General features: G+C 62.7%; 16 protein-coding genes and 1 pseudogene. 11 read left to right on the top strand and 6 right to left on the bottom strand.

Going from position 1 to position 20,451, the window contains the following annotated elements:
• Window positions 1-279 precede the first annotated feature (279 nt).
• The 4 genes from TQ38_RS16785 to TQ38_RS16805 all read left to right on the top strand — a co-directional run bounded on the left by TQ38_RS16785 (window position 280) and on the right by TQ38_RS16805 (window position 6,312).
• Window positions 280-1,368: an MBL fold metallo-hydrolase gene (locus TQ38_RS16785; protein ID WP_043975142.1), complete on the top strand. Its 1,089-nt coding sequence runs from the start codon at window positions 280-282 to the stop codon at window positions 1,366-1,368.
• A 17-nt stretch (window positions 1,369-1,385) separates the two neighbouring features.
• The gene (locus TQ38_RS16790; protein WP_043974756.1) at window positions 1,386-2,399 is read left to right on the top strand and encodes an MBL fold metallo-hydrolase; all 1,014 of its coding nucleotides are present in this window, start codon (window positions 1,386-1,388) and stop codon (window positions 2,397-2,399) included.
• A 293-nt stretch (window positions 2,400-2,692) separates the two neighbouring features.
• Complete coding sequence (locus TQ38_RS16800; RefSeq protein ID WP_082057644.1) at window positions 2,693-3,709, top strand: sterol desaturase family protein; 1,017 nt, start codon at window positions 2,693-2,695, stop codon at window positions 3,707-3,709.
• Between the two features lie 197 nt (window positions 3,710-3,906).
• Window positions 3,907-6,312, top strand: coding sequence for a TonB-dependent receptor (locus TQ38_RS16805; protein ID WP_043974759.1), 2,406 nt, complete (start codon window positions 3,907-3,909; stop codon window positions 6,310-6,312).
• 69 nt (window positions 6,313-6,381) lie between these two features.
• Here the strand turns inward: TQ38_RS16805 and TQ38_RS16810 are convergent, their stop codons facing one another.
• On the bottom strand, window positions 6,382-7,950 hold the full coding sequence (locus TQ38_RS16810) for a sulfotransferase (protein WP_043974761.1): 1,569 nt from the start codon (window positions 7,948-7,950) through the stop codon (window positions 6,382-6,384).
• Between the two features lie 212 nt (window positions 7,951-8,162).
• Here TQ38_RS16810 and TQ38_RS16815 point away from each other — a divergent pair, with 212 nt between their 5' ends.
• From TQ38_RS16815 to eutC, 4 genes are read left to right on the top strand one after another with little or no spacing between them, the layout of a single operon-like run.
• Complete coding sequence (locus TQ38_RS16815; protein WP_043974763.1) at window positions 8,163-9,590, top strand: UvrD-helicase domain-containing protein; 1,428 nt, start codon at window positions 8,163-8,165, stop codon at window positions 9,588-9,590.
• A 12-nt stretch (window positions 9,591-9,602) separates the two neighbouring features.
• Window positions 9,603-9,758 carry a hypothetical protein gene (locus TQ38_RS30005; RefSeq protein WP_162792271.1) on the top strand — a complete coding sequence of 52 codons (156 nt, stop codon included), beginning with the start codon at window positions 9,603-9,605 and terminating at the stop codon, window positions 9,756-9,758.
• Window positions 9,759-9,762: 4 nt separating this feature from the next.
• Entirely contained in the window at window positions 9,763-11,151 is a 1,389-nt protein-coding gene (locus TQ38_RS16820) for an ethanolamine ammonia-lyase subunit EutB (RefSeq protein WP_043974766.1), read from the top strand.
• Window positions 11,148-11,927 carry an ethanolamine ammonia-lyase subunit EutC gene (eutC, locus tag TQ38_RS16825; RefSeq protein WP_043974769.1) on the top strand — a complete coding sequence of 260 codons (780 nt, stop codon included), beginning with the start codon at window positions 11,148-11,150 and terminating at the stop codon, window positions 11,925-11,927. Before TQ38_RS16820 ends, eutC begins: the two co-directional genes overlap by 4 nt.
• A gap of 46 nt (window positions 11,928-11,973) precedes the next feature.
• Here eutC and TQ38_RS16830 read toward each other — a convergent pair whose 3' ends face one another.
• The 5 genes and pseudogenes from TQ38_RS16830 to TQ38_RS16850 form a co-directional block, all read right to left on the bottom strand.
• Window positions 11,974-12,717, bottom strand: a complete 744-nt coding sequence (locus TQ38_RS16830; protein ID WP_162792272.1) for a DsbA family protein — start codon at window positions 12,715-12,717, stop codon at window positions 11,974-11,976.
• Window positions 12,718-12,833: 116 nt separating this feature from the next.
• Window positions 12,834-13,444, bottom strand: a pseudogene (locus TQ38_RS16835) (VirB4 family type IV secretion system protein); the annotation flags it as partial.
• 68 nt (window positions 13,445-13,512) lie between these two features.
• Entirely contained in the window at window positions 13,513-15,552 is a 2,040-nt protein-coding gene (locus TQ38_RS16840; protein ID WP_370059816.1) for a M3 family metallopeptidase, read from the bottom strand.
• Window positions 15,530-16,345 (bottom strand): transglutaminase family protein, encoded by an 816-nt coding sequence (locus tag TQ38_RS16845; RefSeq protein WP_043974776.1) that lies wholly within the window; start codon window positions 16,343-16,345, stop codon window positions 15,530-15,532. Before TQ38_RS16845 ends, TQ38_RS16840 begins: the two co-directional genes overlap by 23 nt.
• Window positions 16,346-16,350: 5 nt before the next feature.
• Complete coding sequence (locus TQ38_RS16850) at window positions 16,351-17,289, bottom strand: transglutaminase family protein (protein WP_043974779.1); 939 nt, start codon at window positions 17,287-17,289, stop codon at window positions 16,351-16,353.
• Window positions 17,290-17,303: 14 nt separating this feature from the next.
• On the opposite strand from TQ38_RS16850, the gene TQ38_RS16855 reads away from it, so the two are divergent.
• The 3 genes from TQ38_RS16855 (at window position 17,304) to TQ38_RS16865 (ending at window position 20,451) form a co-directional block, all read left to right on the top strand.
• The gene (locus TQ38_RS16855; protein WP_043974781.1) at window positions 17,304-18,086 is read left to right on the top strand and encodes an N-formylglutamate amidohydrolase; all 783 of its coding nucleotides are present in this window, start codon (window positions 17,304-17,306) and stop codon (window positions 18,084-18,086) included.
• Between the two features lie 157 nt (window positions 18,087-18,243).
• Window positions 18,244-19,752 carry a diguanylate cyclase domain-containing protein gene (locus tag TQ38_RS16860; protein ID WP_052505659.1) on the top strand — a complete coding sequence of 503 codons (1,509 nt, stop codon included), beginning with the start codon at window positions 18,244-18,246 and terminating at the stop codon, window positions 19,750-19,752.
• A complete protein-coding gene (locus tag TQ38_RS16865; protein WP_052505660.1) occupies window positions 19,753-20,451 on the top strand; it encodes a bifunctional diguanylate cyclase/phosphodiesterase in 699 nt (232 codons plus the stop codon). It begins immediately after the preceding gene.

Here is a 20,451-nt window from a genome sequence, read left to right on the forward strand (position 1 = left end):
ATCACTATATCCTACAGTGCAAAAACGTTCGTCCATCCCGGTGAACCGGTAGGACGCGGGCAGATCGCTGCGATGCTGCGCCGGTTCCGTGCACGGGTATCAGGCCATCCCCTATATCATGTCCGACGATTATGACAGCCGCCATGGGATGAGCGGAATGCGCCGATCCACAGTGCCATGCCAAATCCGTAATATTACCATTGCGCAAATCTGTAATATCGATATCGTTCTGGTGGTTCGAGCGGAATTTTGCCGCTCGAAGTCGATTTGGAGAATTCTGTGGCGCAGGGTTCGGTCTATAATCCAGCATTATCCGGTAATCCTCAGTCCGCCACGGGACGGGCATATCCGAACGGCAATCCCGAACTGGGCTACAACCCGCCGGGCGTACGCAACACCGACAGCGCTGTGCCTCTGCACCGTAAGGCGCCGGTGGCTCACGATTACGCCTGTGACGGCCCCGCACCCGGCAACCTGGGCTTCCGATGGACTTACGGCTCCAACGTGGCCGCCAGAAACCGCGATCCGCGTGTTCAGGTCGTGCAGTACAACGAAGACACCTTCGTGCTGCGCCAGAATGTCTGCGTACACTGGGAAGCGCCGTTCACTTACCTGTTGTTCGGCAACAAGGGCGCCTTGTTGATAGACACCGGCGCTACCCCCACGCCGGCCCATTACCCGCTGCGAGAGACGGTCGACGCCATCATCACCCGCTGGGGGCAGGCGCGTGGCCGCAGCAAGGTTCCCCTGACCGTTGCCCTGACATCTGGCGAAGACATTGCGCAAAATCAGGGGTTGGTGCAGTTCGCCGGGCGGGCGGAAACCACCATCGTGCCAAAACCTTTGGCCGTGATGCAGCGCTTCTACGGACTGCAGGGCAGTTGGCCCTCGGGCACCGGCAAAATCGACCTTGGTGACCGGGTAATCGAGGTTGTCCCGACACCCGGCACGCACAAGGACGGTGTGACTTTCTACGATCCCTATTGCCAGTTCCTCTTCACCGGCGACCTGCTGTTCCCCGGCAAGATCAACATCGGCAACGATGGCGATTTTGTTGCATCGCTTGAGCGTTTGAAGGCATTCGCAGGCAAGCACGGGGTGAAATGGCTCCTTGGCGGCCACGTCGAAATGATGTTCGTGCCCGGAAAATACTATCCGCGCTTCGCCACTTACAAACCCTACGAGCGTGTGCTGGAAATGGTGCCTGCACTGATCGACGAGGCTCTCCAGTATGCCCGCGAGGTGCAAGGCAAGGACATGATGCTGATCCGCCCCGACTTCGCGCTTTTCAACGGCGTCAGTCCCGACCAGCGAACGCAGGTCTGGCCCGAGGGCGTACCGAACATCAATCCCCCGCGTCTCTTCTGACGATAAGGAGAGCAGTCGTGGATCGCCGCGCATTCCTGAGCTACAACGCGGCGGTCGCCGCAATCCCGCTGACCGGGGCCGCGCTTGCCGGCCTGACCGAAGCGGCATCCGCCGCGGTCCGCCCGGCCCCTGTCGATTTCACAAGCAACGTCCCGGCACCCGGCAGCTTCCCCAAGCGGTGGATTTGCGGTTCCTCGTCGTGCATGGACAACACCGATCCGCCGGTACAGGTTCATTGGTACAACCCGCATACGGCGATCCTGCGCCAGAACAAGGGGTACAGCTACGAGGCGCCCTTCGCGCCGCTCTATTTCGGCAACGACCGCGTACTGCTGCTCGACGAAGGCTTCGTGCAACTGCGTAACGACTGGGACCTGCGCGGCACCGTGGACCAGTGCATCGCCGAATGGTGCGCGCGCAACGGCCGCGATCCCGCCAGCCTGGAACTGCTGGTCGCGTTCAGCCACCTCCATGCCGACCATTACGCAGCGACCAACCAGTTCGCGGATCGCCCGAATACCCGCTACATGGGGCTTACGCATGATGAGATGGTCGGCTTCTGGGGCATGACCAATTTCCCGGAAGAGCGGGTAACGCTGGATCTGGGCGGGCGCGAAATCCTGATCTGGGGATCGCCCGGCCATGTCGTTTCGGAATTCGCCTACTACGACAGCTACACCCAGATCCTCTACACCGGGGACATGTTCTACCGCGGGCGCTGCTACATCAGTTTCTGGCAGCCTTGGTTCGACAGCATGAAACGGCTGATCGCGTTCTGTGATACGCATCCGGTAAGCCATGTGATGGGCTGCCATGTAGAGATCAGCAAGGATGGTCAGGACTATGCCTATGGCATGACCTACCAGCCTGACGAGGCCCCCGTGGAGATGACGGTCCAGCAACTTCGCGATGCGTTTGCCATGGCTCAGACGATCACCGAGCCCGGCATCTATTTCACCGGTACGGTTTTCCTGTGCAACCAGACGCGCGGGACCACGACGATCGACAAGAACCCCTATCGCTATACCTGAGGTAGCGACGAGTCGGCGGCGATGAGGCCGCCGGATTTATTACCACGCCTGCGATCTCGTTCGCCGAAGTGAAAAAATCGCGTGCCGCAAAACGCCCTTGCAGCGGCGAACAGATGGCAGTTTTCCCACACCTTCAGCGCCTCATGGTCAAAAGGCATTCTCGTGACAATAATACTCTTGACGAGAAAGGTAATATCCATACCGTATGCCATGTCGCCGATCAGAGCGATGACAACAGGGAAAGGAAATCTGTAACGGCAAACCGCTTCGCCGGTTTGGATGAGGGATTTTCGATGGAACAACTGACGGTCGACAAGGCGGTTCTTTCGAGTGACGAGCAATCAGTCACCGGCGCTGCTAACTCCAACGCAAATCCCGCGTCTGCGTACAGTTCCTCACGCCTGCATATTGCGGCCGCCCAGACCGACGGCTCCCTGAAGGACCGCCTGTTCCATCTGGTCCCGCCTGCCTTCGTGGCGGCCGTCATACTGTTCTGGGCCTATGCACCGAAGTCCTGGGTCGACAATGGCTGGTCCATCATCCTGGCCTCTTCGCTTACCACCCTGATCGTGCTTGGACTTGAACTGGTCCATGAACGGCATCCGGGTTGGCGCATGAACAAGCGCGAATTCGCGACGGACCTGTTTTACGTGGTTTTGAGTTCCACCGTGATTTCCTGGGTTTCGACCACGCTGGCAGAAGATCCGCTGCTTGCATTCAAGACATCGCTGGGCATCACTACTCAATGGGCGATGCATCTGCCGTTCATCGTGCAAGTCGCGCTCGTGATTTTCGTCATCGAGTTCGGCCAGTACTGGATGCACCGCCTGATGCATAACTGGACCCCGTTCTGGCTGACCCACGCCCCGCATCATCACATCACGCAGCTGAATGCCGCGAAGGGCGCGGTGGGCAATCCGATCGAGTTGTTCCTTATCAGCCTCAGCGTATTGGCGCTGTTCGATCTTCCGCTTTCGGCCAAGTTCTGCGCATTCAACGTCCTTGGGGTGGTCTCCACTTTCGCCCACGCCAATGTTCGCGCCGATCCGCCCAAGTTCTATTCGTTCTTCTTCACGACGATCCGCCATCACAGCCTGCATCATTCAACGGATTACGAAAGCACCCGCTGCAACTACGGTAATTCGCTGATCTTCCTCGACCGTGTTTTCGGCACCTACCGCGAAGGCGAAGCGGCTGTTGTCGGGCAGGACGAGTGCAGGAGGCTGTCGATCCTGGAACAGTTCATGTTCCCGTTCCAACCCCTGATCGCAAGGATCAGGCAAATGCGTAACGCGTCCGCCGCCCACTGATCCGCAGCGGACATTCGAAATCAATAATGGAGCAACTACCTCGACGAGTTCCCGAGAACGTCGAGAGCAAGAAGTGCGTCTGCAAAACATCCGTCAAGCGGTGGCCGGCGCATCGATAAAAGCAAAGAACGCCCCTCGGCTTCTGGCAGGAGCAGTCCAAGGCGCGGCAAAAATCTTAACCATGAACGGGGAAGCATATGTCATATCGCGCAAAACTGAGAGCGGGGCTGTTATCGGCAACCGTGTTTACGGGCACAGCATTCGTAACGCCCGCTATGGCGCAGGACGCCGCAGTCTCCGATGACGGCAATGCCATCGTCGTGACCGGCACCCGCCGTACGACGACGATCATGGATGCGCCGATCAACATCCAGGCAATCGGTTCCGAGGAACTCGCTCGCCAGCGGATCGACGATGTGCGCGATCTCGCCGACTTCACCCCCGGTATGACGATTTCGGACACAGGGCCGGGCTCAACCGGATCGATCGTGCTGCGCGGCCTGAACGCTTCCGACGTGGGCTCCAATGGCGCCAGCTACGACGACTCCCTTGGCGTCTATCTGGGCGAAGTTCCACTCTACTACGACTTCAAGCTGCTCGACATCGCACGCGTGGAAACGCTGCTCGGTCCGCAAGGTACGCTCTACGGCCTCGGCACGCTGGCAGGCGCGATCCGTTATATCCCGAACCGCCCGAACGTGGATGAATACGAAGGCGAAATGCATGGCCGCTTCTACAGCAAGGACCATGGCAGCAAGCCCGGCTATCAGGTCGACGGGATGATCAACATTCCGATCGTGAAGGATCACATCGCCTTCCGGTCCGCCACCGGCTATTACTACGATCCCGGTTTCATCGATTATCCGCTGCTCATCAACGAGCCCGGCGTATCCTTGCCCCAACCCAGCGGCACCGATCGTCCGACCGGCGCGGACTACACCGCCAACCTGCACAAGCGCGAGGATCTCAACTTCGAGAAGACCTTCACCACGCGCAACCAGCTGCTCGTCCAGACAACCGAAGACCTCAAGGTAATCTTCACTTACGCCTTCCAGCGGACAAAGACCGATGGCGCCCAGTCCAACAGCGCCGGCGTGCTGGGGACGGGCAAGTACGAAAACGCCAGCCGCTATGCCGAGCCGGTCAACCGCCGCGCTCACCTTGCCAGCATGGAAATCAACGCGAACATCGCGGATATCGCAGACCTCGTCTCGACAAGCGCCTATACCAACGTCCGGGGGCGTTCGCAGACGGACAACACCGACCTGCTGCTAGACCTGGACTACGACTACGAACTGTTCCCGGCGTTTTCGAGCTGGAACGAAACTGACAACCGTCGCAAGCAGTTCAACCAGGAAGTTCGCCTGGTTTCACGCCACGGCGGCCCGTTCAGCTGGGTTCTGGGCGGCTTCTACAACGAACAGAAATACCACAACGACTATGCCGAACACGTCCCGGGCCTTTCGGATTTTTACGGTGTTCCAAACAACCCCGAGGACCTCGAATACGTCAGCTACACCAAGTCCAAGGTGACGGAAAAGGCCATCTTCGGCGAAGGCACCTTCCGCGTCACGCCGCAGTGGCAGGTCACCGGCGGCGCGCGGTATTTCAAGTATACTTCTACCGTCCAGGGCGCTCTTGTTCTTCCACTGCTGGGCGATCCGCTCAGCCCTTACGACCTCACTCCGTCGGGCGGCAAGGCGAAGCAGGACGGCTGGGTTTGGAAGTTCAATACCTCGTATAACTTTACGCCTGACCTGATGTTCTACGCCACCTACAGCAAAGGCTATCGCATCGGCGGCCCGAACCGCGTAGCGCCCTGCCCCGATCCGGTGCCGGCCAACCAGCAGAACGCCTGCGCGTTGCCGAACGAAATTCAATATGGCCCGGACAAGACAAAAAATGCCGAAATCGGCATGCGTATGCAGCTGTTCGATCGCAAACTGACCTTCAACTTCGATGTATTCCATATCAAATGGGAGGGCATCCAGGTCGATTCCGCGACGTTCTATGGCGTGACCGGGATCACCGTGAACGGCGGCGCAGCCAAATCCCAGGGCTTCGAAACTTCGTTCCAGTTCAAGCCCATTCCCCAGCTGTCGATCCAAGGGACATATTCCTACACCGATGCCAAGCTGACCGAGGATGTGCCCGGCATCATCACCGTCCGCACCACCCCGAACAACTACGACGGACGGCCGAAGTTCACCCAACTCGACGCGCTGGACGGCGATCGCCTCCCCGGCTCGGCGAAGAACTCCGGCAGCCTCGGCGCCACCTACACCATACCGATGATGGACGGGAACCTGATCGCCAACTGGACCACAACCTACCGCGGCAATCTGGTGTCACGGCTGGGCTGGGACCGGGGCTATGGCGTCAAGGTCCCAAGTTACGTGCTGCACCGCGCCGCGCTTTCCTATGAAACCGACAAGTACAGCATCACCCTGTTCGCAAACAATATCTTCGACAAGTACGCGGTGGCTTCGGTTGGCCAGGATCGTTCACGCATCGGCGTGAACGACGGTGTTGCCGTGCGTTACTACCGCCAAACGATCGTAAACCCGCGTACGTTCGGCGTCGAAGCCCGCTTCAAGTACTGATACCTGCAAATAAGAGAGGCGCTCTCCCGACAAAGGGAAAGCGCCTCTCTTCCGTTATGCAAGACGCTGCTAGTCGGTCTCGATGCCCTGTGCCTGCAGCCAGGCCCGCACCGGCTCCAGTGCCTCTTGATAAGACCGCCATTTCCCCACGCCATCGGCGTTGATCGGCCGGCGAACCTGCGCCGCACTGGGCGTTGCCACAGCCGCGCTGTTTTCATGAAACGACAGGCACGCTTCGTCCCACTCCAACCCGCAATGCTCCAGCAGGCCCCGCGTCTGGCCCTCTTGGTCGGCGACCAACGTTTCATAAGACAGTTGCAACACCCGGCCGGGGAAAACCTTCTCCCACAAGGCCATCAGCCGGTTGAAGCGGGCATAGTAACGGGCCGTATCCATGAGGTCGTAGGAATAGGCGTAATAAGCGGACTGGCTGGCGAAGAGGTTTTTGTAGTTGCTCCAGACCGTATCCATGGGGCCCCGGCGCAGGCAGACGATCCGCGCGTCGGGCAAAGCCCGCGCAATGTGGCCAATGTACAGGAAGTTGGCCGGCAACTTATCCGTAAACCGCACCTTATCGCTGCGCCGGTGGTGGGCAGCGCGCGCCAGATAGGCCTCCCCAATCATGGCGGGATCGGCATCTGCGCTCGCCGCGATCGTAGCGGGGTCGATGACACTGCGCGATGGCGTGCCCGCCAGTTGTTTTACTGCAAGCGCCATGGCCTGAAGCTCCCCCGCCGCCTCGACATCACGGTGTGAGGACAAGATGCGATCTACCAAAGTGGTGCCGGTACGGGGCATCCCCACCACGAAGATGGGCGCTGCGCTTACCGTTTCGGCCCCGGTAGCAAGGGCAGTGGCGGAGTTGCCGAATATTGCCTCGATCCCGTCGAATATCGCAGCGTCCTGCGCGAAATCATAACGGATCGCCTGCTTATGCGCGGCATTGGCGGCAGACAGGTGCTGGAAGGCCCCGGCGGTATTGCCAACGTCCTCCAGTTCCTTTGCCAGGGCATAGCGGATGCGCAGCGCGTCCTCGGGCCTGCGCGCACCGGCCAAAGCCGTTTCCAGTCGCGGCACATGGTTGGCATGCGCCGTCTGCCGGGAAAGAATGGCGAGCGCATAGTGAACACGCGCATCCCCGGGCTCCTTGGCCAGGATGGTCTCATAATGCGCACGCGCATCCGCTACCCGGCCGGTAAAGCCGCTGGCCGCCGCCAGATTGTAGCGATAATCCAGATTGTCCGGCTCAGCCGCCACCGCTGCACCAAATGGAATGACCGACGCCTCGTGATCGCCCAGACGGGCCAGAACGCATCCGATGGTATCCAGCGTCAGCGCGTCAGCGGGCGAAAGTTCCATGGCCCGGCGCGCGGCATCGGCAGCCTCGCCATCACGCCGCAGGAGAATAAGCAGCCTTGCAAGCTGGGCCAGATGCTCGGCCTTTGGACCGCGTTCCACGGCGGCTTCGATCAAGGGAACTGCTTTTGCGATCTGCCCCGCCTCTGCAGCCACCACGCCAAGCAGAAAGAAGCCTGCTGCCTGATCCGGGCTGTTCAAGGCAAGCGCCTTCGCGGCAGCAGCGGCAGCCGGCAGGTTGCCGCATTTGAGCGCTGCTCTTGCCTGTGCTTCCAACGTCATTCGCCGATCCCGGTGCGCACGATCATATGTCGGGTGTCGGTGTGAAATGCGCTGGGAGAAACGCACGCAATGTATCTCGACCGATCGCCATCAATGCCCTCGCATTCTTCGAACCCGAGCTTAGGCAGGCATTCAGGCCCTGACAATCTCCGCCGTGTACGGGCAGATGCAGGCCGCTTGACGTCTCGCTCCCACCTCGCGATCAGGCGGCGATGATACCAACGCCCGAGCAGCAGACCATTCTCGACCGGCCGCCCACCGATACGATCAAAGTCGTTGCCGGCGCCGGATGCGGCAAGACTTCAACGCTCGTCCATTACGGCAAGCGCTGGACCGCGCCCGCGCTATACCTAGCTTTCAACCGCGCCATCGCCGATGAGGCGGGCCGGAAATTCGCGCCGATCATCCAGACGCGCACCGCACACAGCTTCGCGCACCGGGCGCTCGATGTCGGCAACCGCAAGGGAGAACTGGTTCCCCACTACCGGCAGGAGCACCTGCGCGCCTTCACTTCCCTGATCGATCCGGTGCCGGGCCTGAGCGACTGGCAAGTGCGCGCCGCGATCCTGCGCACGATCGACAATTTCCTGATCGACGCCGGCTCGAAAATCCGCCCCGACCACTGCGACCTCACCAGCAAGTCGCAGAGGATGGCCGTGCGCGGGATGACTCGCGAGATCGTCAAGAAGCTGCTCAAGTTCGAGAAGCACGACCTGCCGATCACCCATGACACTTATCTCAAGGCTTTCGAGCTGTGGCACAAGATCGAGGGCGGGTTCAAATATCTGCTGCTTGACGAGGCGCAGGACCTGAATCCGGTGCTGATCTCGATCGCCAAAAAGGCCGCACTGCCGACGATCGTGGTCGGCGATCCCTACCAGTCGATCTACCGCTTTCGCGGCGCGGTAGACGCCATGGACGAATTCGACGCTGCCGAACTGCCGCTCACGCAAAGCTGGCGCTTTGGCCCCGAGGTCGCCGCACTCGCCAACAGCATCCTGCGCCGCAATTCCACGCCGCCGCGCCACAAGCTGCACGGCAACCCCGACCGCGAGACGCAAGTCCTGCGTTACGCCGGCAAGCTACAACCGCGTCCGGGCACCGCCATCCTCGCCCGCACCAATGCGCGCCTGTTCGAGAGTCTTGCAGCCATCGAGCAGCCGTTTCACCTGATCGGCGGCGTCACCGACCTGCAACGCCAGCTTTCCTCCGCCCTGGCGCTGCGCCAGCGCCGTCATCATCAGGTTGTGGATCCCGGCGTGGCGCGGTTCACATCATGGGCGCTGTTCGACCATGCCGCCGACCGCGGCGACGGCGAAGCGCGCCGCCTGCGCGATATCGTCGACCGTCACGGCGAACGCCTGCCCGGCATTCTCTCGCGCCTAGGCACGCTGCACCGCGAACGCGAGGGCGATGCCGCGCTGATCGTCTCCACCGCGCACAAGGCCAAGGGGCGCGAATTCGACACCGTCGTCGTCCTCGACGATTTCGAGGACCCCGCCGACCTTGCCGCACGCCGCCTCAAGGATGCAACCAAGGCCGTCGAGGCTGACCAGCAAATCAACCTTCTCTATGTGGCCTGTACGCGAGCGACGCACCGCCTCTACCTTGCCCCGAAACTGTACGACGCGCTTTGCTGAGACACTAAACCGATGATCTCGGTGCGCGGCACCTTCCTGAGTGCGCGCAAAGCCTATACTATCCGCGTCCGCGACCACCTCATCGGTGCCAAGACCGAGGGCCGGTTTGAAACCGGGCCGGTCACACTGGCGTTCAGATCCGAGGATACGCTGCTGTTGGATAGCTGAAACGATGTACAGGATCGACCTTGGCGCCGTTCGCCACACGTTCGCCAGCCTCGCCGTCCTGCTTGCAGCGGCCAGTCCGGCGCGGTCCGGTGACGCTCTTGCCGGGCTGGCGGCGCGCAGCAACCTCGAACGCGTCGCTGCGCGCATGGTGCTGGCCGACATGCCGCTCGCCGACCTGCTCACCGACGCCCTCGTCCCCTATGAAACGGACGAAGTGACGCGGCTGATTCTCGACGGCCATGACGCTGCCGCCTTCGCCGCGCTCTCGCACCTCACGGTCGGGAAATTTCGCGAATGGTTGCTGGCGGACACCACCAGCGGCGCGTTGATCGCCGCTGTCAGCCCCGGCCTGACGCCCGAGATGGTGGCCGCCGTCTCCAAGCTGATGCGCAACCAGGACCTCATCGCCGTGGCCCGCAAGATTGAGGTCGTCACGCGCTTTCGCAACACGCTGGGCCTCAAGGGGCGGCTGGCGGTGCGGCTCCAGCCCAACCACCCGGCCGATGATCCGCTGGGTATTGCCGCCGCCGTGCTCGACGGCCTGCTGATGGGCTGCGGAGACGCGGTGATCGGCATCAACCCCGCGAGCGACAGCGTGGATGCCGCCTGCACCCTGCTGCACATGCTCGATCAGGTGCGCCTTGCCCACGCCATCCCGACGCAAGCCTGCGTGCTCACCCACGTCACCAACACTCTCGCGGCGATCCAGCGCGGAGCGCCGGTCGACCTCGTGTTCCAGTCGATCGCCGGCAGCGAGGCGGCCAACCGCAGCTTCGGCATCGATCTGGCCATGCTGCGCGAGGCGCACGAGGCGGCGCTGTCGCTGAAGCGCGGCACCGTGGGCCAGAACGTCATGTACTTCGAAACCGGGCAAGGCTCGGCGCTTTCGGCCAATGCCCACCACGGCGTTGACCAGCAGACGATGGAAGTGCGCGCCTATGCCGTGGCGCGCGAATTCGCGCCGCTGCTGGTCAACACCGTGGTCGGCTTCATTGGACCGGAATACCTATACGACGGCAAGCAGATCATCCGCGCCGGGCTGGAGGACCACTTCTGCGGCAAGCTGATGGGCCTGCCGATGGGCTGCGACGTCTGTTACACCAATCACGCCGAAGCCGATCAGGACGACATGGACACCCTGCTGACGCTGCTGGGCGTGGCCGGCGTCAACTTCGTGATGGGCGTACCCGGCGCCGACGACGTGATGCTGGGCTACCAGTCCACCAGCTTCCACGACGCGCTGTATGCCCGCGATACGCTGGGCCTGCGCCCTGCGCCCGAATTCGAGGCATGGCTGGGCGCAGTGGGCCTGCTGGACGACGCCGGCCGCATCCGCCCCGTCGATTTCGACCGCGCGCCGACCCTGCTCGCGCTGCCCGAGGCGATCCGATGAGCGACGTGCCCGACCTTCCCTCGTCGCGGCTACGGCGCGCAACGCCTGCGCGCATCGGCCTGGGCCGCGCCGGGGCGGGCATGCCCACCGCGCCGATGCTGGAATTCCAGATGGCCCATGCCCTTGCCCGGGACGCCGTGCAGACCCCGCTGGACGCCGATGCGCTGGCGGCAACGTTGGTGCAGGCCGGGTTTCCGTCTCCGCTCCTCCTCGCGACCGGCGCAGGAGACCGCACCACTTATCTCGCCCGCCCCGACCTCGGCCGCCGCCTCGACCAAGCTTCACGTCTGCTGCTAAAAGATCGCGGCACTACCGCCTGCGATGTCGCGCTGGTAATCGCCGACGGACTTTCCGCCACTGCCGTGGAGAGCCACGCGCCTGCGCTCGTGCGCGCGTTGCAGATGCGACTGACGGGCTGGAACTGGGCACCCATCGGTATCGTGCGGCAGGGCCGCGTTGCGGTAGGCGACGAGATCGGCGCGCTGCTATCGGCGGACCTGGTGCTGGTGCTGATCGGCGAGCGCCCCGGCCTCAGTTCACCTGACAGCCTCGGCGCCTACCTCACCTGGGCTCCGCGCATCGGCCGCTCCGATGCAGAGCGCAACTGCGTGTCCAACATCCGCCCGCCCCACGGCCTGACACCCGATCAGGCCGCAGACAAGCTCGCCTGGCTGATGACCCAGGCCCGCCGCCGCCGCCTTACCGGAACTGCTCTCAAAGACGAGCACGCGGCGCTACCCCCCTCGCCCGCAACGTTAGACGCGCCGGAGGGGTGATGATGATCGCTACGCCTGCCCTTCCGGGTGCCAACCTTCGCTTCGGTCAGCGGCGCGTCTCTGCAGTCCGGGCGTTCTGGCGCGCTTTTTGAACGGTGCCGCGCAAGGTGGCAGCGTCGACCGCGCCGGGGATCAGGTAGTCTCCGATGACCAGCCCCGGCGTTCCGGTGAGGCCGATCATCTTGGCCAACTGGTTCGTCTTGCGCAGCGCACCATCGATGACGGCCGCGTTGCGCGCCAGATCCGCCTTCAGGCGCGGCCAGTCGACACCCGCTCGCACCGCGGCTTGGCGAATATCCGCCTGGTCCATCTTGACCGCTCCGCTCATCAACGCATCATTGAACGCGGCATACTTGCCCTGGTAACGGGACGCCATCCCAGCCCTTGCCGCCTCAAGCGAGGCACCGCCAAAGATCGGCCAGTCACGGTATACCACACGCACCTTGCGATCTGCGGCCAGAAGCTGATTCAGGTCCCCGTGCAGTTTGCGGCAATAAGGGCACTGGTAATCCGAAAAGACGACGATGGTCACGTCGTAGCCCTGCGGGGCAATACTGGGGAGGGCTGCATCGTTGGTGAGCGCATCCTTCATGCGCGTGCGCTCCTGCGCCGAGGCCATCGTGCTTGCCCGCGCCGTCGTCGACAAGGCTACCGGCATGCAGAGCGCGCCGACGAGAATTGCGGCGCACATGCAGGCGATATGCCAAACAGAAAACTTCCTCACGCGTTTCAACACCTTCCGTTGGCCAGTGCGGGCGCCGTGCCAGATCGGCAGCCCAAGCACCAGCACAACGCGATCCGGCGGGCGGGCCGGACCATGGCCGCAGCGGTGCGAAAGAGGTATCCGGTTAGAGACTTAGCGCGTCCGCAAGCACGCGGGCAGGCAGCAACTCGCGGCGCCGGTGCTCATTCGGCCGCTTCCATACAGTTGAAGGCTGGGTCATAGGCGTCATTCATGTCCGCCCCCGGCCATGGCTGGCCGGTCATTTGCGGATACCAGGTCTTGGACGCATCACCGCAGCTTTCGCGGAGGCTGCCGAGCCTGCGCCCGGTATTTTCGCGGCCCGAAAGGACTGCAAGGACCTCTGGCATGGCGAAAGATCCAGCCGCAGCACCATCGACGTATCGGCTTGCCGGACCAGGAAACATCGGCCGTGCGCAGGAAGGCTTCGAATGACGCCGAGTTCGCGCCGGGTGAGGCCGAACCCGCTGCAATAATCCTCCGCGCGGGCACGGCTATTGGGCATGAAGATCATCGTCGCCGCCTGTTCAACCAAGGCCGAGGCAACGCGGCTGCCGAGTGCTTCGCGTGCCGACCCACCCACAAAGCCCACCAGTGCGTTGCGTTTGCGCAAGGTCTTGAGCCAAGCCTCAATGCGGGCCGCGAAGACTTCGTCATCCAGCGCCTTCCACCCCTCGTCGATCAAGATCATCGACGGTGTGCCGTCCAGTCGCTCGTCGATCCGGTGGAATAGATACATCATGAGCGGGGTGCGCAGGCGCGGTTCTCCGGCCAAGTCCTCTACGGTGATTGCGACTGCCGCGCCTTCAACAAGCATGTCGCGCATCTCTTTGGACAACTACGTCAGGCGCCTACAAGGTGCCTTGCCCGCATCAACGCACCCGCATCGGGCGCACGGCCGAGAAATGCCTTGAACGAATCCATCGGGTCGCGGGTATCTCCCACTTCAAGGATTTCGGTGCGGAAACGGTCTGCAAGCGCCGCATCGAAGATATCGCCCGATGCGACGAACGCTTCGAATGCATCCGCGTCCAGCGCTTCGGACCAGGCATAGCTGTAGTATGCGCTGGCGTAACCGCCGTCGAAAATATGGGTGAAGTAGGGGAAGCGGTGACGCAGACCGATTTCCTGCGGCATCCCAAGCGATTGCAATTCTGTTTCCACGAAAGTCCGGGGATCGTCGGCGGCCCCAGCCGCACGGTGCATGGCAAGGTCGACCAGCGAGCAGCCGATCAGTTCCACCGTCGCGAAACCCTGACCATAGGCTTCTGCGTTGCGGATGGCAGTGATCAGCCCATCGGGCACGCCGAACCCGGACAAAACCTCGCGGCTGACGATCCAGTTTTCCATGAATTTGCTGGGAAATTCGACGAAGTCCCGCGCTACCGCCGTGCCCGACTGGCTGGGATAGGTCACGCGTGAAAGCAGCCCGTGCAGGGCATGGCCAAATTCATGGAACAGCGTCCGGGCCTCGTCGATCGACAGGCGGGTGGAGGCAATATCCGGCGGCGGCGCGGCGGCGAAATTGGCGACCAAGTAGACGACCGGGAGCACCTGCCCGTCCATAGTCTCCTGCACGCGCAGGCTGCCCATCCATGCCCCGCCGTGCTTCTCGGGACGAGCGAGATAATCGGTGAAGAGCAGGCCAACGGGCGCTTGCGCGGCATCGCGCACTTCCCATGCCCAGACATCGGCCTGATAGCCGGGAATGTCGGGCCGATGCGTGAAGGACAGGCCGTAAAGGCGGGCGGCAGTATCGAACGCGGCCTGCCGGACAGCATCCAGCCGCAGATGCTGCGCCACCGCGGCGCCGTCGAGGGCGTAGCGCGAACGGCGGACTTTCTCGGCGTAGAAACGCCAGTCCCACGGAGCGAGCGTGAAACCGCCATCCTCGGCATCGATCAGGGCCTGCAGTTCGGCCGCCTCCTCGGCAGCGCGGCGCTTGCCCGGCTCCCACAACTGGGCGAGCATATCAGCGGCGGCATCGGGGGTGTGCGCCATGCTGTCTTCCAGCGCATACCGGGCATGGTCCGCATAACCCAACATGGCTGCGCGTTCCTGCCGCAGCGCCAGTGTTTCGGCGATGACCGGCCAGTTGTCATGCGGCCCGCCGTCGCAGCGGTCGGTGAAGGCCCGCCACAGGGTTTCGCGCAGGTCCCGCCGCTCCGAAAAGCTCAGGAAGCTTTCGTAATCCGTCCGGTCCAGCGTTATATGATAGCGACCGGACATCCCCTTCGCCCCCGCGCGCGCTTTCGCTGCGTCGCAGAGCCCTGCAGGAAGCCCGGCCAGATCGTCCACGCCCAGATCCATCACCCAGTCGGACGTCGCCGCCAGAACATTCTGACCGAACTGGACAGACAGAGCGGAGAGCCGCGCATCGATCTCGGCGAACCTGTGCTTCTGTTCCGGCGTAAGGCCCGCACCGCCGCGCAGGAAGCCCGCGTGACTGGTTTCGACCAGGCGAACCTGCTGCTCGTCGAGCTCCGCTTCATGGCGAGCGGCATGGACGGCGGCAACGCGCTGTGCGAGAGCAGGATCATGACTGATAGCGGTCGAATGGCCGCTGAGCAGCGCCGAAACCTGCGCTTCGATCGCACGGATCGCGGGCGTGCCGTGTGCGGACGACAGCGTCCAGAACACGCGCCTCACCCGCCCCAGCGCTTCGCCGCATCGTTCGAGCGCGGCGATCGTATTGTCGAACGTCGGGGGTTCGGTCTGCGCGGAAATGGCCGCCAGTTCCTGCCGATGCCATGCTATCGCGGTTTCGAAGGCGGGCATGAAGTCCTCGGGGCGCACGGCCGCGAAGGGCGGCGCGCCGAGCGGTCCGTCCCAGGGGCGCAGCAGCACATTGGCGAGCGCATCAGTCAATGGAGTCGACCTCATCCGTAATCACTTCGAAGCGTACGAGGTTCGCCGGACCAAAGGCCGTCGTCAAGGCGACATCGGTAGCATCGCGCCCACGCGCCATCAGAATTCGGCCAATGCGCGGCTTATTGTGGCGTGCATCATGGGTATACCACTCGCCATCGATATAAACATCGAACCAGGCGCTGAAATCCATCGGCGCATCGACCGGCGGCACGCCGATATCGCCCAGGTATCCGGTGCAGTAACGCGCAGGAATGTTCATGCAGCGGCACAGGGTGATGGCGAGGTGCGCAAAATCGCGGCACACGCCCTGCTTTTCCTGATAGCCGTTCCAGGCGGTCTTGTCCGGCCGGGCGTAGTGATAGCCGAACTCGATGTGGTTGTGTACGAAGGTGACGATGGCATCCACCCGGTCGCGGGCCGAGGCCAGATTGCCGAAATTGCTCCAGGCCACGTCCATCAGGCGATCCGTCTCGCAGTACCGGCTTCCCAGCAGGAACGGCATGACCGCATCCGGGAGATCTTCGACAGGCGTTTGCGGTCCGTCGGGTGCGCGGGCATCGGGTTCACCGCTGTCCTCGATCACGAAATCGGACGACAGGGTCACCCCGCCGGGCGGAATGGCCAGCCGCGTGGCGACGTTTCCGAAGCCATCCTCGAAATGGTAAAGCGGGATGTCCGGGTCGGCGAACAGGCGCTGCGGTGTCTGCAAGTCCTGATGGCGCGAGGGATGAAGGCTGAGCATCGCCATCATCGCGGTCTTCGTGTCGCTTTCAAATCGAATGTCGTATCCGCAGCGGATCAGCATGGGAGTTACTTTCCTGAAACGCCGAGGGATCGGCTGTTGATGGCACCATGATCGGTAAGCGGGAACTGGGCGGGGTCGGCGCGGCGCACGTCGACGGTCACGTCCATCCCCAGAAAGCTGGCGGGCAACCCGTACCAGGTGCCCGAAAGCGGCAGCGCCTGATATGGATCGCGCGCGACGGCAACGCGGATGAGGCCGCGATTGCCGATGATCCCGTTGGTCGGGTCGAATTCGACCCAGCCCGAGCCGGGCAGGAATATCCGCACCCAGGCATGGGTATTGCCGCCGCCCACCACACCTTCGGACCGGGACGGATTGTAAACGTAGCCCGAGACAAAACGCGCCGCGAAGCCCAGTGCGCGCACCGCCTCGATCATTAGCACGGCAAAGTCGCGGCAAGTGCCCTGCCGCTTCTTCAGGGTCTCGATCGGCGTCTGCGTGCCTTTTTCGTGGCGCGGGACATATGTGAAATCGCGCTGGATGCTGGTCGCGATCTGGGTCAGCAGGGCAATCGTGCCGGTGTTGCCGTCATTGCTGACGAAAGCGCGCGCCCAGTTGTCGACCACTCTGCCCAAGTCCAGATGCTGCCGCTCGATCGACCGCAGCAGGTCAGGCATGTCTTCCGACGAATAGGTGAACGGGAAAAGCCGGGCATAGGCTTCGACGTCCACCTGCTTCTGTGCAATCGGCGCGTGTTCCAGCGTCACTTCGCTACTGACGACCAATTGCGAAGCGCGGCGCTCGAACGAGGCGATGGCCACCGAATTGCCGAGAACGTCATGCACCCACCGCAGTTCGCCGGGCTGCGGGTCGATGCTGAGACGGGCAGACAGCAAGCGCTGGTCAAAGGCTTCTCGCGGGCGCATCATGATGCGATGCTCACCAAGGGACACCGGCTGCTTGTAGCGATAAGCCGTTACATGATGGATCGTCAGCAAAGGCATGGAGGCAGATCCTGATGACCGGGCGCACGGCGAATGGGCTACTGGGTCCGGAGGATCCGGCGCCGGTTGGTCTGTTCAACGCAGAAGGAACCTCCCCGTTCCTGCTGATCGGCGACCATGCCGGCTCCGCCCTCCCCAGCGTGCTGGGTGACCTTGGCCTGGAGACGAACGAGATGGAGCGGCATATCGCCGTCGACATCGGCGTGTTCGGCCTTGGCCACGCGCTTGCCGAAAAGCTCGATGCGTCATTCGTGCACCAGACGTATTCGCGCCTCGTCATCGACTGCAATCGCGATCCGGGCCGCGCCGATGCCGTCCCGGAGATGTCGGACGGAACCCTGATCCGCGGGAACGAACGGCTGGCAGATGATGCGCGGGCTGCCCGGATCGACGCCATCCACCGTGCCTATCATGCGCGGATCGCGGCGATAATCGATGCGCGTGAAGCGGCGGGCCGCGAAACCGTCCTTGTGTCACTGCACAGCTTCACGCCTACCATGGACGGTATGTCGCGCCCTTGGCATGTGGGCATTCTGCACGGTGCGGGCAGGACGGATTTTGCGCATGCCCTGCTGCAGGAACTACGCCGCGAAGACAATCTGAGCGTTGGCGACAACGTCCCTTATGCCATGGACGACACAGACTACACGGTGCCGCTGCACGCATTCGCGCGCGGCTTGCGCTATGCGGAAATCGAAGTGCGGCAAGATCTTCTTGCCGATGATGATGTACGCCAACTCTGGGCAGTACGTTTCAAACGGACGTTCCTGGATGCGCTTGCACTGGTGGCAGCCTGAGCCTGTCTAAGGGCAATTCCGCCATAGCTCCATAAAACGTTTGTAAACGAATGGCGCATAGACCTTTCGTGGGAGGGCGGATTCGAGGGAGCATCATTTGGCCCGTCCGCCGGCAGACCCGACGAGTTTTCGTCGGTACTTCGCGAAGCACGTTGCGTTGCCTATCGGGCTCCTCGCAGCGGCCGTTGCCTTGGCCGGCACCCTGGGTCTCTACCGTGCGACAAGCGCCAGCAACCACATTTCGTTGAACCGCCAAACGCGGATCGCCCGCCTCGCGCTTGCCAGCAGCGCGGATCAAATGGCCTATGAGCAACAAGGGCTGGCCGCCTGGAAGCAGCTTTCCGACCAACTGGCCAAGCCGCGTATCGACAAGCACTGGCTGGATACCGAAGTCGGTCAATGGTCGAGCGACATGTTCCGGCACGACATGACCTTCATCCTCGACCCCACGGGCCGCCCGATCTACGCTTTTGTCGCGGGGCATCCGGCCGACGTGCGCAGTTTCGCCGCCGTGGAACCCGATCTCCTGCCGATCATCAACGCGGTGCGCCGCACGGCGGGAACCGTCCGCAGCGAAGAACTGCCGAAGGGCTCTGAACCGAAGCTGCGCACCACCGCGCTGACGCGTTCCAGCACCATATTTGAAAGCGGCGGAGCAACCCTGAACGGCCGCCCCGCAGCGGCGAGCGTCATGGTCATCGCGGTCAATGCCAGAGACGAAGCCCAAACGCGTCCATTGATGATCAGCGTGCGCTATCTTGATGGTAGCTACCTGCAAGAACTGTCCTCATGGAACCTGCTGGAAGGGCTGAGATTTTCGCAGCATGCCACTTCAAATCAGGGCGAGGCGATGATCCCGTTCGATGACAGGCTTGGCAAGCGGGCCGGCTTCTTCCTGTGGAAGCCGCAACTGCCGGGAACCCGGATCCTGCGCATGGTTGGCCCTGCTGCCGCCGTGCTTCTGCTTCTCCTTTTAGGCGCGCTGGCATGGCTGATGCTTTCGCTGTGGCGCTCGGGCAGGCAACTCTCCGCTGTGGTCGTCGACCTGCAGGCCAGCGAAGCGCAGGCACAGCATCTCGCCTTCCATGACGTCCTCACCGGCCTGCCCAACCGCGCCCTGTTCCAGGACCGGCTGGACCAAGCCCTGGCCCGCGCGCGCCGTGGGGAAATCTGCGCGATTCTGGCGCTCGATCTGGACCGCTTCAAGCAGGTCAACGATACCCTCGGACATGCCGCCGGCGACACGTTGATCCGCGAATTCGCGGTTCGGCTCAGCCAGACGGTCCGCACGATGGATACGGTCGCTCGCATCGGCGGCGACGAATTCTCGGTGCTGGTCTGCGATGCCGGCCGGCGCGAAGATGTCGAGCAGCTTTGTGAGCGGATCGCCGCCACGGTGCGTGAACCTTTTTCCCTCATGGGCAGCGAAGTGTTCGTCGGGGTCAGCATCGGCGTCGTGCTGGCGCCGGATGCCGGGCTTGATCGCGGCGACCTGATCCGCAAAGCCGACATCGCCCTCTACCGCGCGAAAAGCGACGGACGGGACCGCTACCAGATCTTCGCGGCCTCCATGGACGAAACCGTGAAACTGCGCGGCGAAATCGAGGAAGATTTGAGGCGTGCGATCGCGAACGGTCGCGAACTGGAAGTGCATTATCAACCGTAGGTGGATGCAGAAAGCGGGCAGATCATGGGGTTGGAAGCCCTGCTGCGCTGGAAACATCCCGTCCGGGGACTGATCCTGCCCGACCAGTTCATTCCCATCGCCGAAGAAACCGGCCTGATCGTACCCCTTGGAGACTGGGTGCTGGCCGAAGCCTGCCGGGTCGCCGCACAATGGCCAGACCTGTTTATCGCGGTGAACCTGTCTGCGGTGCAGTTCCGCTCGGCCGGGCTGGCCCGCAGGATCATCGACACCGCTCAGGCCGCCGGGTGCGAGCCGGTGCAGATCGAGCTGGAAATTACCGAAAGCGTTCTGCTCCACGACGACCAGGCCGCGGCGGATGTTTTGCGCACCTTGCGCAGTGCGGGTTTCCGCATCGCCCTGGACGATTTCGGAACCGGCTATTCGAGCCTGAGCTACCTGCGGCATTTCAAGGTCGACAAGATCAAGATCGACCGCTCCTTCACCAAGAACCTCGGCCAGGACCACGAAGCGGCAGCGATCGTTACATCAGTGGTTACGCTGGGCCACGCGATGGGGCTGACGGTCACGGCGGAAGGCGTGGAAAGTCACCACCAGATGCAACTGCTGACGGCGGCAGGATGCAACGAACTTCAGGGCTACCTGTTCGCTCAGGCACTTCCCGAAACGGCCATCGCAGATGTCCTCTCCGGCAGAGCGGGGCTCAGGGACGTGGCATAA

This window comes from Novosphingobium sp. P6W, assembly GCF_000876675.2.
Taxonomy (GTDB): domain Bacteria; phylum Pseudomonadota; class Alphaproteobacteria; order Sphingomonadales; family Sphingomonadaceae; genus Novosphingobium.

What these genes read in the sequence shown, in the direction of transcription:
- TQ38_RS16800 (WP_082057644.1), top strand. Translation starts at nt 2,693, where the DNA reads ATGGAACAACTGACGGTCGACAAGGCGGTTCTTTCGAGTGACGAGCAA.
- TQ38_RS16810 (WP_043974761.1), bottom strand. Translation starts at nt 7,950, where the DNA reads ATGACGTTGGAAGCACAGGCAAGAGCAGCGCTCAAATGCGGCAACCTG.
- TQ38_RS16805 (WP_043974759.1), top strand. Translation starts at nt 3,907, where the DNA reads ATGTCATATCGCGCAAAACTGAGAGCGGGGCTGTTATCGGCAACCGTG.
- TQ38_RS16815 (WP_043974763.1), top strand. Translation starts at nt 8,163, where the DNA reads ATGATACCAACGCCCGAGCAGCAGACCATTCTCGACCGGCCGCCCACC.
- TQ38_RS16845 (WP_043974776.1), bottom strand. Translation starts at nt 16,345, where the DNA reads ATGCTGATCCGCTGCGGATACGACATTCGATTTGAAAGCGACACGAAG.
- eutC (WP_043974769.1), top strand. Translation starts at nt 11,148, where the DNA reads ATGAGCGACGTGCCCGACCTTCCCTCGTCGCGGCTACGGCGCGCAACG.
- TQ38_RS16855 (WP_043974781.1), top strand. Translation starts at nt 17,304, where the DNA reads ATGACCGGGCGCACGGCGAATGGGCTACTGGGTCCGGAGGATCCGGCG.
- TQ38_RS16840 (WP_370059816.1), bottom strand. Translation starts at nt 15,552, where the DNA reads ATGAGGTCGACTCCATTGACTGATGCGCTCGCCAATGTGCTGCTGCGC.
- TQ38_RS30005 (WP_162792271.1), top strand. Translation starts at nt 9,603, where the DNA reads ATGATCTCGGTGCGCGGCACCTTCCTGAGTGCGCGCAAAGCCTATACT.
- TQ38_RS16850 (WP_043974779.1), bottom strand. Translation starts at nt 17,289, where the DNA reads ATGCCTTTGCTGACGATCCATCATGTAACGGCTTATCGCTACAAGCAG.
- TQ38_RS16820 (WP_043974766.1), top strand. Translation starts at nt 9,763, where the DNA reads ATGTACAGGATCGACCTTGGCGCCGTTCGCCACACGTTCGCCAGCCTC.